This window comes from Sphingomonas glaciei (assembly GCF_023380025.1).
In the GTDB taxonomy this organism is placed as follows: Bacteria; Pseudomonadota; Alphaproteobacteria; order Sphingomonadales; family Sphingomonadaceae; genus Sphingomicrobium; species Sphingomicrobium glaciei.
Window position 1 is genome coordinate 1,287,984 of the sequence record NZ_CP097253.1, and the last position, 13,537, is coordinate 1,301,520.

The window sequence follows — 13,537 nt, forward strand, 5'->3', positions numbered from 1 at the left end:
CCCGATCACCATTGAAAGATGACTCTTTTTTTGATTCGCGCAAAGCGGATTCGACAGCGCGATGGCTGTGGATAACGGGGATATCGGGTGCAATCGTTTCGCCGCCGTCCCGCTCCACGCTGTTGCCGTTCCGTTCTCCTCGCCCTAACTGCTTGATCCGTGTCCGAATCCGCTGCCCTGTCGCCCGAGCCGGCCTATCTCGCCAGCCTCAACGCTCCTCAGCGCGAGGCGGTGCTGACCACCGAAGGCCCGGTGCTGGTGCTGGCCGGCGCCGGGACCGGAAAGACCGCCGCGCTGACCGCGCGACTCGCCCACCTCATCGCGACTCGCAAGGCGTGGCCGAGCGAGATCCTGTCGGTGACCTTCACCAACAAGGCCGCGCGCGAGATGCGCGAGCGGATCAGCCGGATCAGCGGCGGCGCGATCGAGGGGATGCCGTGGCTCGGTACCTTCCACTCGATCGCCGCCAAAATGCTGCGCATCCACGCCGAGCTGGTCGGTCTGCAGAGCAATTTCACCATCCTCGACACCGACGACCAGCTGCGCCTGATGAAGCAATTGATCGTCGCCGCCGAGCTGGACGAGAAGCGCTGGCCCGCGCGCCAATTGGCCGGCTGCATCGACCGCTGGAAGAACAAGGGCCTGACCCCCGATCAGGTCGACGCGGGCGAGGCCGAGGCCTTCGCCAACGGCCGCGGCGCCGACCTCTACGCGCAGTATCAGGCCCGACTGAAGGCGGTGAATGCCTGCGACTTCGGCGACCTGCTGCTGCACATGCTGGTGATCTTCCGCACCCACGAGGACGTGCTGGAGCGCTACCGCATCCGCTTCAAATATCTGCTGGTCGACGAATATCAGGATACCAACGCGGTCCAGTACGAATGGCTGAAGCTGCTTGCCGAGCCGCGCCGCAACCTGTGTTGCGTCGGTGACGACGACCAGTCGATCTACTCTTGGCGCGGGGCCGAGGTCGCCAACATCCTCCGCTTCGAACGCGACTTCCCGGGCGCGGCGGTGATTCGGCTCGAGCAGAATTACCGCTCGACCCCGCACATCCTCGGCGCCGCCTCGGGCCTCATCGCCAATAACTCGGGCCGCCTCGGCAAGGACCTGTGGACCGAGATCGATACGGGCGAGAAGGTCAAGGTCGTCGGCGTTTGGGACGGCCCGGAGGAAGCCCGCCGCGTCGGCGAGGAAGCCGAGCAGCATCAGCGCCGCGGCAGTCTCAGCGACATCGCCATCCTGGTCCGCGCCCAGTTCCAGACCCGCGAGTTCGAAGAGCGCTTCATTGCGATCGGCCTCCCCTACCAGATCGTCGGCGGCTTCCGCTTCTATGAGCGGGCCGAGATCCGCGACGCGCTGGCCTATCTGCGCCTGGTCCAGAGCCCGTCCGACGACCTCGCCTTCGAACGGATCGTCAACACCCCCAAGCGCGGGCTCGGCGACAAGGCGATCGCCAACATCCACCGCTACGCCCGCGCCGCCGGCCTGCCCTTGCTGCTGGCGGCGGCGCAGATGCTCGATTCGGACGAGCTGACACCGCAGGCCAAGCGCAGCCTCGGCCGCTTCGTCGGAGATCTCGCGCGCTGGCGGCAGATGCACCTCGCCGCCGCCGATGCGGCGCCCTCGCCCGGCGCCCCGCCGCCCCATGCCGAACTCGCCCGCCAGCTGCTCGACGAGTCGGGCTACACCGCCGCGCTCCAGGCCGAGCGCACCGCCGAGGCCGCCGGCCGACTGGAGAACCTCGCCGAGCTGACCCGGGCGATGGAGGAATACGACAACCTCCCCTCCTTCCTCGAACATGTCAGCCTGGTGATGGACAATGACGCCGACAAGTCGGGCGACAAGGTCACCATCATGACCATCCACGCCGCCAAGGGGCTGGAGTTCCCGATTGTCTACCTCGCCGGGTGGGAAGAAGGCGTGTTCCCCTCTCAGCGCGCGCTGGACGAAGGCGGCACCGCGTCCCTCGAGGAAGAGCGCCGCCTGGCCTATGTCGCGATCACCCGCGCGCGCGAAAAGGCGACCATCTTCCACGCCGCCAACCGCCGCATCTACGGCCAGTGGACCTCGTCCATCCCCAGCCGCTTCGTCGCCGAGCTTCCCAAGGAGCATGTCGAGGAAGAGACCACCATGACCGGCGGCGAATCGCTGTGGCGGGCGCAGTGGAGCGAGAATGGCGATCCCTTCGCCCATGTCGCCGCCCAGCGCCCCGACCGCCTCGCCACCCGTGGTCCGGGCTTCGGCCGCGCCGCCCAGACCTTCACCCCCGTGCCGCAGCGGATCGTCGAGGCGCGCGCCTCGGCGGTCAGCCTCGGCAACAAGGGCCGCGACGACCTCAGCCTCGGCCAGCGCGTGTTCCACGGCAAGTTCGGCTACGGCCTGATCGCCGCGATCGAAGGCAACAAGCTGGAGATCGACTTCGAGCATGCCGGCCGCAAGCGGGTGCTCGACAGCTTCGTCAGCCTCGGCTGAGCGGAACCGGTTCCGCGCCATCCCGGTTGTCACCGGCATGTCCGAGACAGCCGAAAAAACCGACCCCGCCCTGTGGGAGAAGGTGAAGAAACGCGTCACCGCCGGCGACAAGGGCGGCGACAAGGGCGAATGGTCGGCCCGCAAGGCGCAGCTCACGGTCGCCGAATATAAGAAGGCCGGCGGCGGCTATCGAGGGGGCAAGGATCCGCACAATCATCTCGCCGAATGGACCCGCGAGGAGTGGGGCACCAAGTCCGGCAAGCAAAGCGGCAAGACTGGCGAGCGCTACCTGCCCAAGAAGGCGCGCGAGGCGCTGACTGACACCGAATACAAGCGCACCACCGCCAAAAAGCATGCCGACACGGCCAAGGGCAAGCAATTCTCGTCCCAGCCGACCGACGTCGCTCGCAAGACTGCAGCCGCCCGCCATGGCGAGCCGACCAAGGCCGAGCTGATGGCCGAGGCCCGCAAGCGCGACATCAGGGGCCGCTCGACCATGACTAAGTCCGAACTCGCGAAGGCGCTCGCTGCCAGCTAGGGTCTAGCGGCGCTCCGGCCGCGGACCGCGTGGTCCGAGTCGCGGGCGCGGCGGGCCACCGCCACCTGCATGATGCTCGTCAGGGCTGGTGCTCGGTTCGACCAGGATGCCGTCCTGCGCCATCGCCGGCGAATTCTTGCGCAGCGCCTTGACGAAGGTCTGCACCGCGCGCGGGCTGACCTCGAAGAAGCTTTCGGTCGCCGCGACCTTGATCGCGCCGATCTCGCTGCGCGGAACGTGGCCGATCCGGCAGATCAGCGGCAACAGCCACTTGGGATCGCCGCCCTGACGCCGCCCGGCGTTGATCTTGAACCAGCCCGCGCCTTCGAAGCCGCCATGCCGCGGCCCATCCTCGCCCGGACCTTCCAGCAGGTCCTCGGGCGCGGGAAGGTCGGAAGCGAGCGCCTTGACCAGCGCCGCCGCGACGCCCTCGGGCCCCAGCTCGGCCAGCAGCTCAGCGGCGAAAGCCTTGTCAGCCTCGTCAATCTCGCCCGGCTCGCGCAGTTTCTCGAACAAGCGCGTGCGGTCGCGGGCGCGGATGTCGTCGGCGGTCGGCACCGCGGTCCACTCGACCGGTATCCGCGCCAGGCGCAGCATCGATTCGACCCGGCGGCGGCGCATGTTGGGCACGATCAGCATCGCAATGCCCTTGCGCCCGGCGCGGCCGGTCCGGCCCGATCGGTGCTGCAGCGCTTCGGCGTCGCGCGGCAGCTCGACGTGGATGACCAGGCTGACCGAAGGCAGATCGATCCCGCGCGCGGCGACGTCGGTCGCGACCAGAACGCGGGCGCGCTTGTCGCGCAGCGCCTGCAGCGCACGGTTGCGATCGGCCTGGCTATGCTCGCCCGACAGCGCGACGGCGGTGAACCCGCGCTCCGACAGGCTGCCGTGCAGGCGGCGCACCGCATCGCGCGTCGCGCAGAACAGGATCGCGGTCTCGGCCTCGTGGAAGCGGAGCAGGTTGACCACCGCATGCTCGACGTCGGTCGGGCGCACGGTCACCGCCTGATAGGAGATGTCGCCATGGCCGGCGCTGGTCTCCACCGTGCTGATCCGGAGCGCGTCGCGTTGGTAGCGGCGGGCCAGGGCAACGATCGGCTTGGGCAGGGTGGCGGAGAACAGCAGGGTGCGTCGCTCGGCAGGCGCGCCGTCTAGGATCTCCTCCAGCTCCTCGCGGAAGCCCATGTCGAGCATCTCGTCGGCCTCGTCGAGCACCACGACCTTGAGGCTCGACAGGTCGAGCGCACCGCGTTCCAGATGGTCGCGCAGGCGGCCCGGCGTGCCGACCACGATGTGGGTGCCGCTCTCCAGCGCACGCCGCTCGCGGACCGGGTCCATCCCGCCGACACAGGTCAGCACCCGCCCGCCGGCATCCTGGTAAAGCCATTGCAATTCGGTCGAGACCTGCAGCGCAAGCTCGCGGGTCGGGGCGATGACCAGCGCCATCGGCGCCAGCGAATAAGGCAGCCGCTCGGCCTCGCCCAGCAGGTCGCCGGCCATGGCCAGGCCGAAGGCGACGGTCTTGCCCGACCCGGTGCGGGCGGACACCAGCAGGTCGCGGCCGGCCGCCTCGGGTGTCGAGACCGCGTCCTGGACTTCGGTCAGAGTTTCATAGCCGCGCGTTTCGAGCGCTCGGCCGAGCGCCGCGGGAAGATGTTCATGAAGCATGGCGCCGCCCATAGGCCGAATCGTTGCGAAAGACCACCGGGGTGGAACCGGGGGCCTCATCCGGGCGCTTGCCTAGTCCCCCAAGGAGACTGCCAAGCCATGCCTACCGCCCAGATCACCCGGATGGTCCTGCCCGACCATGAATGCCCGTTCGGACGCCGCGCGCTCCAATTGCTGCGCGACCACGGCTTCGAGGTCGAGGAGCATCAACTCACCACCCGCGAAGAAACCGAGGCGTTCAAGGCCGAGCATGGCGTATCGACTACGCCGCTGATCACCGTCGACGGGGTCAAGGTCGGCGGCTGCAGCGACCTGGAGAAGTTCCTGGTCGCCCACGCCTGACCAAGGGTCGTCCCGGCCCGCGCCGGGACGACCTACCCTTATTCCGCCGCGACCTTGGTTTTCTTCAGCGCCGCCAGGTGCACTTCCGGACCGTTCTTGGCGATGTCGGCTTCATAGCCCGCCTTGGCCTCCGCCAGCGTGACGCCCAGAGCGTCCATGTCGACGCCGTGGCGCTTGGCCTGGCTGAAGATGCCGGTCAGCCAGCGCTCTTCCTCGCCGACGTGATGCTCGATCTCTTCCTTGAGCACCTTGACCTTGGCCTCGGCGAAATCGTCGCCCTTGGGGCTGGCGAGGATCTCGGCGATCAGGACGTTAGCGGCGTCATGCTCGACATAGGCTTCCTTAAGGTCTGCCTCGTCGACCTTTCCTTCGCAGGCCGGATAGAAATGCTCGTTCTCGATCCGGGTGTGGACGATCAGCGAGACCGCGATCTTGTCGGCGATCTTGGCCTTGGCCGCCGGCGTCGCGGCATCCTCATATTCCTTGAACAGCTCTTCGACCGCGCGGTGGTCGTCTTTGAGCAGGGTGATCGCGTCGGGGGCGGTGTCGGCCATGGGTAAGCTCCAGCAGCAGGAATTAGCGTGCTGGGGAAACCGGGGGCCGGTGACGATTGTTCCGCTCGGGCACTGTCATCAAACTGTCACGAGGAAGGCGATGCGCGGTCTCGGTTATCTCATCTCCATCGTCAGCGTGCTGCTTCTTGGCGCCGTGGCGTGGCCCAGTCCTGGCGAGCCACGTTGGCACATGACGGCACTGCTCGCCGGCATGGCCCTGTCGATCGGCGGCATGGGCCTGCGCTGGCTGGCAAGCCGCCAGCAGAAATCCGAACTGCACTCGGTCGAACGACGCGTCGGCCTGCGCCAACCTGCCGAATAGCTCTACCGCCGGTCCCCGCTGCCGACCGTCGCGATTTCCTCGCTCGCCGGTTCGGGCGGTGGGCCGCCGACCTTGTCGAGCTCCATCCAGTCCCGGAACTCGAGCCCGTGGAGCATGTCCATCACCTCGAACTCCAGCCCGCCCGGTTGGCTGGTGTTGCTGTTCCACAGCGCCACCACACCGCTCTTCAGCGCAGGATCGAACAGGATCAGCGAGCGATAGCCGTTGACCCCGCCGCGATGGCCGATGATCCGCCGCCCGGCATAATCGTAATTGCGCCAGCCGAGGCCGTAGGTCGCCTCGCCGACCCGCTCCAGGAACTTGCGCAAACGCGCCCGCTCGCCGGGTGTCTTGACGAGCGGGGCATGGACCTTGTCGAGCAGCGCCTGGTCGAGCACCGCCGGCATGCCGCCCATCTGGGCGATCATCCACAGCGACATGTCCTTGATGTTGCTGTTGACCCCGCCCGCCGCCGGCACCCGGTAATAAGGCTCCAGCACCTCGAGCGGCCGGCGGCCCACCGTGTGCGGCCTCGCCCAGCTCTTGGCGCTGACCAGCCCTTCGCGGGTCAGCGTCGCGCTGGTCATGCCCAACGGTCCAAACAACTGCTGCCGCACCGCTTCCTGATAGGTGGTGCCAGTGGCCCGCGCGACCATGTCGCTGGCGCTGTCGAAGGCGATGTTCTGGTAGGACCAGCAGGTGTCGGGCGGGCAGATCGCGTTCAGCGTCCCCAGCTGCGCCCGCAGCACCTGCGGCGACTGACCCTCCTCCAGCTTGTTGTCGAGCGCGTTGCGGTAAAGGCCGAGGCGGTGGCTCAGCACGTCGGTGACGCTGGCCCGATATTCGTTGCCGGCCGGAAGCTTCAGTCCCGGGGCATAGTTCACCACCGGCCCGTCGAGCTGGATCTTGCCCTGCTCCGCCAGCTTGGCGACCATCGTCCCGGCGACGCCCTTGCTGACCGAGGCCCAGCGGAACACCGTGTCAGCGGTGACCTCCTCGCCCGATCCTTCCAGCGTTTCGCCATAGCCCGACAGGAAGGTGATGCGGCCATTCTCGACGATGCCGACGGCCATCCCGACCATCGTCGGCTTCTCGGCCAGCCGCTTCAGCCGCGCGTTGAGCCGGGCATAGTCGATCCGCTGCCGCGCGGTCGGCTGCACCTTGGCCAGGCGCAGGCTTGCGGCGCGCACGTCGGCCGCCTGGCTTTGCGCTGTTCCGAAGGGCTCGACGACCCGGATGCTGGCAATGGCGGCGCCCATCAGCAAGACGGCGCCCGCGCCAGCGATGACGCGTTTCTTCAGTGACCTATCCTCCCCGCAACCGGCTTGGAGGCAGCGCGGCGCAGGCTCAACTGTACTCCTCGAGTGACTGCGGCGAAACGACGGTCTTCAGCGACGAACAGGCGACGAGTCTGGCCAAGGGGCGCTGCCGTCTCTAAACCCGCTCCCATGCAGTTCCTGCGGACGCTCTTCTGGGTCGTGCTGGCCGTGTTCCTGGCGATCATCGCCCGCAACAACTGGTCGGACGTGACGATCAACCTGTGGGGCTCGCTCCAAGCCGACGTGAAGCTCCCGCTGCTGGTGCTGATTGCGGCGCTGCTCGGCTTCCTCCCGACCTTCCTGTGGCTGCGCGCGCGGCTGTGGCGGCTGAAGCGGCGGATCGCCATCGCCAATCCTCCGGCCGCTCCTGCTGCCGTGATCGAGCCGGTCGGCGCCGACGCAGGTCTGATACCATGACCAACCCGATCTACGTTGCCATCGACACCCCTGAACTCGGTCAGGCCAAGGCACTGGCCGCAGCCGTCTCGCCCCACGTCGGTGGGCTGAAGCTCGGCCTCGAATTCTTCGCCGCCAACGGACCGGCCGGGGTCGCCGCGCTGTCCGCGGCAGGCTTGCCGATCTTCCTCGATCTCAAGCTGCACGACATCCCCAACACCGTTGGCAAGGCTGTCGCCGCCCTCGCCCCGCTCGCGCCCGCGGTACTGACCGTCCACGCCGCCGGCGGCCGCGCCATGCTTGAAGCGGCGAAGGCCGCCGCGTCTCCTGGCTGCAAGGTCGTCGCGGTGACCGTCCTCACCAGCCTTGATGGCGACGACCTCGCGGCGATCGGCGTGACGTCTGACCCGGCCGATCAGGTCGAGCGGCTCGCCGACCTCGCCCGCTCGGCTGGCTGCGACGGGATCGTCTGCTCGGGCGAGGAAGTCGCCGCCGCCGCCGAGCGCTGGCCCGGTGGCACCTTCGTCGTTCCCGGCCTGCGCCCGTCCGGCAGCGACCTCGGCGACCAGAAGCGCGTGCTGACCCCCGTCGATGCTTTGGATCGCGGCGCCTCCCTGCTGGTTATCGGTCGTCCGATCACCGCCGCCGCCGACCCGGCCGAGGCCGCCCGCGCCATCGCCGCTTCCCTCCTCTCGTCCGCCGCGCTACCCGCCGGCGCCTGACGCCCATTCCAAGGACACATCATGAGCTGGCTCAGCCGGGTCCGTAATTCCATTTCCTTCCTGCCAAAGCGGCAGGTCACCGACACGCTCTGGCACAAGTGCAAGAACTGCAACGCCATGGTGTTTACCAAGGAATGGGAGGACAATCTCCAGATCTGCCCGCGCTGCGACCATCACGATCGCATCCGCGCCCACACCCGCTTTGGCCAGGTGTTCGACGACGCGCGCTACGACCTCATCGCCACGCCCGACGTGCGCGAGGACCCGCTGCGGTTTCGCGATACCAAGCGCTACGCCGATCGGATCAAGGCCGCGCGCGCCGCAACCGAGGAGAAGGACGCCCTGCTCAACGCCCGTGGGAAGATCGACGGCCGCGCCGCCGTCGTCGGCGTGCAGGACTTCGCCTTCATGGGCGGGTCGATGGGTGTGGCGGTCGGTTCGGCCTTCGTTGCCGGGGTCCAGGCCGCGATCGCCGCCCACGCTCCCTACATCATCTTCACCGCCGCGGGCGGCGCGCGGATGCAGGAGGGCATCCTCAGCCTGATGCAGATGCCCCGCGCCACCGTCGCGATAGAGCTGCTGCGCGAGGCGGGCCTGCCCTACATCGTGGTGCTGACCGATCCGACCACCGGCGGCGTCACCGCCTCATACGCCATGCTCGGCGACGTCCAGATCGCCGAGCCCGGCGCCCTGATCGGTTTCGCCGGCCAGCGGGTGATCGAGCAGACCATCCGCGAAAAGCTGCCCGAAGGCTTTCAGCGCGCCGAATATCTGCTCGAACATGGAATGATCGACATGGTCACCCACCGCCGCGACCTGCGCGCCACGCTTGGCAGCCTGATCGACTACCTGGTTCCGGCGCGGGAAGCGGCGTGATCCCCCGCCCCCTCCCGCCGGCGGGAGGGCGGCTTGGCTGACTTCGCCCGTTCCGACCATCCAGGTGTCGCCGCCCAGCTGGCGCGGCTGGAGGCGCTCAGTCCCGGCGGCGACCGGCTCGGGCTGGAGCGCATCACGGCGCTGCTGCATCGCCTCGGCGACCCGCAGGACCACCTACCGCCGGTGTTCCATGTCGCCGGGACCAACGGCAAGGGCTCGACCTGCGCCTTCCTCCGCGCCGCGCTGGAAGCGGCCGGCCACCGCGTCCACGTCTTCACCTCGCCCCACCTGGTCCGTTTCAACGAGCGCATCCGGCTCGCCGGACGACTGATTGAAGACGAAGCGCTTGCCGCCCTGCTCGAGGAAATACTCGACGCCTCGGACGACATCGCGCCAAGCTTCTTCGAAGCCACCGCCGCCGCCGCCTTCCTCGCCTTCGCCCGCATCCCCGCCGACGCCTTGGTGCTGGAAGTCGGCATGGGCGGCCGCCTCGACGCCACCAACGTGGTCGAACGCCCGGCAGTCACGGGCATCGCCGCACTCGGGCTGGACCACCAACAATGGCTCGGCACGACCCTGACCGAGATCGCGGTCGAAAAGGCCGGGATTGCCAAGCCCGGCATCCCCCTCGTGACCCTCGCCCAACCCGGGGCGGCCGCCGCCCAGCTGAGAGAGGTAGCGGCCCTCCGCAACGCGCCGCTTCTTCGGCGGGGCAGGGAGTGGCACAGCGCGCTGGCTGGCGATCGCCTCCACTACAGCGACGCGCAAGGCAGCCTCGACCTGCCGCTTCCCGCCCTCCCCGGCCCGCACCAGGCCGACAATGCCGCCCTCGCCGTCGCCATGCTGCGCCATCAGGACGCGGTCAGCATCTCCGACGCAGCCCTCGCCCGCGCCATGACAGAGGTACGCTGGCCTGCCCGCCTGCAGAGGCTCCGCCCCGGCCCGCTGATCGGCACCCGCGACGCGTGGCTCGACGGCGGCCACAATGCCCAGGCGGCCGAGCTGCTGGCGCGAAGCATCGCCCCGCTTGCCGCGGGCCGTCCGATCCACCTCGTCGTCGGTGCCCTCACCACCAAGGACGCGGCCGGGCTGCTGGCGCCGTTCCGCGGCGTAGTCGAGCAGGTTCACGCCATCGGCTTTGACCACCCGCTGGCTATGACCGCCGCAGACCTCGCCGCCACCGCGACCGCCCTCGGCCTACCTGCCGAGCCCGGTCACGACCTCCAGGCCGCCATTGCCAACGTCCCGCCGACCGCCGCCCTCCTCATCGCCGGCTCGCTCTACCTCGCGGGCGAAGTGTTGGCGCTCAATGACGAGGTGCCCGACTAGGCCGTGTCGCCTTCGGCAGCCCGCGCCGCGTCGGCCGCCGGCACCGGGCCATTGGCGCGCTCTCGCCGCCCATTCCAGCTGGTCCGCGCCCATTCCAGCGCCACGAATGCCACGGCCACCAGCCCGATGGTCGCGGTCAGGTAGAAGACCGGCGCATAGCCGACCTGGTCGATCATCTCGCCCAACGCCGCCCGGCCGAGCGAGCCGATCAGGAAGGTCAGCGAGGACAGCAGCGCATATTGCACCGCGCTGAATTCGCGGCTGGTGATCGACGACAGGTAGGCGACGAACGCGGCCCCCGCGAGGCCGCCGGCAATATTCTCACCCGAAATGGCGATCAGCAGCCGCACCATCCGCAGGTCATGGCCGAAGGCATCGAGCCCGAAGGTGCGCGCAAAGGCGTCGATATAGACCGCGCCCGAAGCAAGGTCGGCGTAAAGGAGGTTGCTTGCCGCCGCGACGATGGCGCCGACCATCAGCGTCGGCATCCGCCCCACGGTCGCGAACATGATCCCGCCGATCGCGATCCCAGCCATGGTCATGAAGACGCCGAAGATCTTGGACGCGAACGCCACCTCGTCGCCCGTGTACTTCAGCTCCTGGAGATAGAAGGGAAAGGCGAAGCTGCCCCAGATATTGTCGGTGATGCGGTAGCTGAGGATCAGTCCCAGCACGACGATGACGCCCCAGCCCATCCGCCGGACCAGCTCGGCCAGCGGCAGGATCAGCGCGCTATAAGCATGATCCGAGGCGCGCTCGAGCCCGCTCGACGCCGGCACGTCGCTTTCCAGCACATAGCCGGGGCGCGCCGCTAACCAGTTGAACACTGCAGCCACGATGGCCGGCACCAGGACCGTCGCGGCGACGATCAGCGGACCATAGCTTTTGGTGAAGTCGCCGACGCTCGGCGGCTTCCCGGTGGCCGGGTCGATCGCGCCGCCCAGCATGTTCGCCATGAAGGCGCCCACCGTCCAGATCGCCCACGCCCAGCCCAGCCCGACGATGGCCAGGCCGATCGCCCGCAGCTTGGGGGCGGTCGCCCCGGCCCGACGGAGCGCGCTCTGCTGCTCCTCCAGCGCGGTGCGGGGGGTGTCGGGGGCCATCAACGTCGCGATCAGCGTCAATGCCATGAACAGGCCCATCACCGCATAGACAGCGGGCCAGCTCATCCGCTCGGATAGCACCAGCGCCAAGGCGCCGCCGATCAGGGCCGCGATGCGAAAGCCGAGCTGGTAAATGGAGGACAGGATCTCGACCGGCGCCGCTTCGTCGGCGACGTCGATCCGCCACGCGTCGATCACCACGTCCTGGGTCGCCGAGGCAAAGGCGCCGATCACCGCAATCAGCGCAAAGGTGCCGAGCGCCAGCCGCGGATCCGACAGCGACAGGCCAAAGAAGGTCAGGGTAAGGATGACCTGGCACAGCAGAAGCCACCCGCGCCGCCGCCCCAGCCGCTCCAGCCCCGGCAGCCGCACCCGATCGACTAGCGGCGACCACAGAAATTTGAAGGCGTAGGCAAGGCCGATCCACGACAGTACGCCGATCGTGGCAAGGTCGATCTGCCACTCGCCAAGCCACGCGTTCAGCGTACCGATCAGCAAGGTGAACGGCAGCCCCGCGCCGAACCCGAATGCCAGCATCACCGCAGTCTTGCGGTTGGACAAGGCGGTCCGGATCAGCCGCCACCCCTTGGGCTGCGCCGTCACCGCCGTCTCGCCCGCTGCTGCCGTCGCCGTCGCCAAGGACCGGTTCCTCCGATTGTCGCTAGCCCATCGTCTAGCAGCAGCGCTGCGCCTGAACAGCCCGTGAGTGCTTGCGCCCGCGCGGCCCGGCGCGCACTCTGCCGCGATGGACGCACCGCTCAAGTCGACCCGCCCGACCCCGGGCCAACTCGCGCTGGCGGAGTTGCTGGCAAGCGGCGGCGAAATGCTGGGCGAAGGGATCGCCCGCCTCCCCGCCTCGCCCTACATCGACGATGACCGCTTCGTGACCGAGCAGGACCGCTTGTTCGCGCGGGCACCGCTGGTCCTCGGCCCGTCGGCCATGCTGCCCTCCCCCCGCACCGCGGTCGCGCATGACGGCTATGGCGTTCCGCTGATCGTCAGCCGCGACGGCAACGGACAGGTCCATGTCCTCGCCAACGCCTGCCGCCACCGCGGCACCCGGCTGGTCGAAGGCAGCGAGGTCGTTCCTGCCGCCCGGATCGTCTGTCCCTACCACGCCTGGGCCTATAGGCCCGACGGCGCGCTCGCTGGCCTGCCCCGCGCCGACTGCTTCCCCGGCCTCGACAAGGCCGCGATGAGCCTGCGCGCCTTTCCCGCGGTGGAGAGCGGCGGCCTGATCTGGTTCTCGCGCGATCCGCAAGCCGACTTCGCCCCGGCCCAGGCCCTTGCCGAGGATCTCGACGCCTTCGGCCTCGCGCATCTCCACCTCTACCGCCGGCGGTCGCACGAGGTCGCTGGCAATTGGAAGCTGATCGTCGACGCCTTCCTCGAAAGCTACCATGTCCAGCGGCTACACGCCGCCACCATCGCTTCGTTCTTTGCCGACGGGATCACCGTCGCCGACCGCATCGGCCCGCATCAGCGCGCGGCGGTTGGCCGGACCGACTATCTCGGCCGGATCGATCGCGGCGACTGGCGGCAGCTGCGCAAGGCGGTCACCTACACCTACCACCTTTTCCCCAACGCCATCCTGATCATGAGCCCCGATTACCTAAACCTGCTCACTTGCTGGCCGCAGGCGGCGGGCCGAACGATCGTCGAGGACATCATGCTGATTCCTCAGCCGCCCCGCACCGCGGAGGAGGAAGAGCATTGGGACAAGAGCTGGACCCTGCTCGATGCCGGCACCTTCGCCGCTGAGGACTTCCGCGCCGCGGCGCTGTGCCACCAGGGTCTCGCCAGCGGGCTTGTCGACGAGGTCACCCTTGGCACGCTCGAACATGGCGTCGCCGAGTTCCACGCGATGATCGAACGGGCCCTCGGCCGCTGAGG

At 68.6% G+C, this 13,537-nt stretch carries 13 protein-coding genes; 9 read left to right on the forward strand and 4 right to left on the reverse strand.

Annotated elements, in window-relative coordinates:
• Positions 1 to 159: 159 nt before the first annotated feature.
• Entirely contained in the window at positions 160 to 2,475 is a 2,316-nt protein-coding gene (locus tag M1K48_RS06345) for an ATP-dependent helicase (RefSeq protein ID WP_249504999.1), read from the forward strand.
• A 37-nt stretch (positions 2,476 to 2,512) separates the two neighbouring features.
• Positions 2,513 to 3,013, forward strand: a complete 501-nt coding sequence (locus M1K48_RS06350; protein WP_249505000.1) for a hypothetical protein — start codon at positions 2,513 to 2,515, stop codon at positions 3,011 to 3,013.
• 3 nt (positions 3,014 to 3,016) lie between these two features.
• On the opposite strand, the gene M1K48_RS06355 is transcribed toward M1K48_RS06350, so the two are convergent.
• Positions 3,017 to 4,681 (reverse strand): DEAD/DEAH box helicase, encoded by a 1,665-nt coding sequence (locus M1K48_RS06355; protein ID WP_249505001.1) that lies wholly within the window; start codon positions 4,679 to 4,681, stop codon positions 3,017 to 3,019.
• A gap of 99 nt (positions 4,682 to 4,780) precedes the next feature.
• Here M1K48_RS06355 and M1K48_RS06360 point away from each other — a divergent pair, with 99 nt between their 5' ends.
• Entirely contained in the window at positions 4,781 to 5,023 is a 243-nt protein-coding gene (locus tag M1K48_RS06360) for a glutaredoxin domain-containing protein (RefSeq protein WP_168070544.1), read from the forward strand.
• A gap of 38 nt (positions 5,024 to 5,061) precedes the next feature.
• Here the strand turns inward: M1K48_RS06360 and M1K48_RS06365 are convergent, their stop codons facing one another.
• Positions 5,062 to 5,577: a hemerythrin domain-containing protein gene (locus M1K48_RS06365; protein ID WP_249505002.1), complete on the reverse strand. Its 516-nt coding sequence runs from the start codon at positions 5,575 to 5,577 to the stop codon at positions 5,062 to 5,064.
• A gap of 100 nt (positions 5,578 to 5,677) precedes the next feature.
• Between M1K48_RS06365 and M1K48_RS06370 the strand changes: the two genes are divergently transcribed.
• The gene (locus M1K48_RS06370) at positions 5,678 to 5,899 is read left to right on the forward strand and encodes a hypothetical protein (protein ID WP_249505003.1); all 222 of its coding nucleotides are present in this window, start codon (positions 5,678 to 5,680) and stop codon (positions 5,897 to 5,899) included.
• A gap of 2 nt (positions 5,900 to 5,901) precedes the next feature.
• On the opposite strand, the gene M1K48_RS06375 is transcribed toward M1K48_RS06370, so the two are convergent.
• The gene (locus tag M1K48_RS06375) at positions 5,902 to 7,158 is read right to left on the reverse strand and encodes a serine hydrolase domain-containing protein (protein WP_249505004.1); all 1,257 of its coding nucleotides are present in this window, start codon (positions 7,156 to 7,158) and stop codon (positions 5,902 to 5,904) included.
• A gap of 189 nt (positions 7,159 to 7,347) precedes the next feature.
• On the opposite strand from M1K48_RS06375, the gene M1K48_RS06380 reads away from it, so the two are divergent.
• Genes M1K48_RS06380 through M1K48_RS06395 form a run of 4 tightly spaced genes read left to right on the forward strand, consistent with a single transcriptional unit; the run spans position 7,348 to position 10,541 of the window.
• Positions 7,348 to 7,635 carry a lipopolysaccharide assembly protein LapA domain-containing protein gene (locus M1K48_RS06380; RefSeq protein ID WP_249505005.1) on the forward strand — a complete coding sequence of 96 codons (288 nt, stop codon included), beginning with the start codon at positions 7,348 to 7,350 and terminating at the stop codon, positions 7,633 to 7,635.
• Positions 7,632 to 8,336, forward strand: a complete 705-nt coding sequence (gene pyrF, locus M1K48_RS06385) for an orotidine-5'-phosphate decarboxylase (RefSeq protein ID WP_249505006.1) — start codon at positions 7,632 to 7,634, stop codon at positions 8,334 to 8,336. Before M1K48_RS06380 ends, pyrF begins: the two co-directional genes overlap by 4 nt.
• Before the next feature lie 21 nt (positions 8,337 to 8,357).
• Positions 8,358 to 9,212, forward strand: a complete 855-nt coding sequence (gene accD, locus M1K48_RS06390) for an acetyl-CoA carboxylase, carboxyltransferase subunit beta (RefSeq protein ID WP_249505007.1) — start codon at positions 8,358 to 8,360, stop codon at positions 9,210 to 9,212.
• Positions 9,213 to 9,245: 33 nt separating this feature from the next.
• The gene (locus M1K48_RS06395) at positions 9,246 to 10,541 is read left to right on the forward strand and encodes a bifunctional folylpolyglutamate synthase/dihydrofolate synthase (protein ID WP_249505008.1); all 1,296 of its coding nucleotides are present in this window, start codon (positions 9,246 to 9,248) and stop codon (positions 10,539 to 10,541) included.
• Here the strand turns inward: M1K48_RS06395 and M1K48_RS06400 are convergent.
• Positions 10,538 to 12,283: an AmpG family muropeptide MFS transporter gene (locus M1K48_RS06400; RefSeq protein WP_319941209.1), complete on the reverse strand. Its 1,746-nt coding sequence runs from the start codon at positions 12,281 to 12,283 to the stop codon at positions 10,538 to 10,540. The two genes, M1K48_RS06395 and M1K48_RS06400, sit on opposite strands and share 4 nt — an antisense overlap.
• A gap of 67 nt (positions 12,284 to 12,350) precedes the next feature.
• Here M1K48_RS06400 and M1K48_RS06405 point away from each other — a divergent pair, with 67 nt between their 5' ends.
• Positions 12,351 to 13,535 carry an aromatic ring-hydroxylating oxygenase subunit alpha gene (locus M1K48_RS06405; RefSeq protein ID WP_249505009.1) on the forward strand — a complete coding sequence of 395 codons (1,185 nt, stop codon included), beginning with the start codon at positions 12,351 to 12,353 and terminating at the stop codon, positions 13,533 to 13,535.
• The last annotated feature ends 2 nt before the right edge of the window (positions 13,536 to 13,537 follow it).

Excerpts from the sequence above, each read along its gene's own strand:
- M1K48_RS06375 (WP_249505004.1), bottom strand. The coding sequence starts at position 7,158 with ATGGGCGCCGCCATTGCCAGCATCCGGGTCGTCGAGCCCTTCGGAACA.
- accD (WP_249505007.1), top strand. The coding sequence starts at position 8,358 with ATGAGCTGGCTCAGCCGGGTCCGTAATTCCATTTCCTTCCTGCCAAAG.
- pyrF (WP_249505006.1), top strand. The coding sequence starts at position 7,632 with ATGACCAACCCGATCTACGTTGCCATCGACACCCCTGAACTCGGTCAG.
- M1K48_RS06360 (WP_168070544.1), top strand. The coding sequence starts at position 4,781 with ATGCCTACCGCCCAGATCACCCGGATGGTCCTGCCCGACCATGAATGC.
- M1K48_RS06370 (WP_249505003.1), top strand. The coding sequence starts at position 5,678 with ATGCGCGGTCTCGGTTATCTCATCTCCATCGTCAGCGTGCTGCTTCTT.
- M1K48_RS06380 (WP_249505005.1), top strand. The coding sequence starts at position 7,348 with ATGCAGTTCCTGCGGACGCTCTTCTGGGTCGTGCTGGCCGTGTTCCTG.
- M1K48_RS06350 (WP_249505000.1), top strand. The coding sequence starts at position 2,513 with ATGTCCGAGACAGCCGAAAAAACCGACCCCGCCCTGTGGGAGAAGGTG.
- M1K48_RS06365 (WP_249505002.1), bottom strand. The coding sequence starts at position 5,577 with ATGGCCGACACCGCCCCCGACGCGATCACCCTGCTCAAAGACGACCAC.
- M1K48_RS06355 (WP_249505001.1), bottom strand. The coding sequence starts at position 4,681 with ATGCTTCATGAACATCTTCCCGCGGCGCTCGGCCGAGCGCTCGAAACG.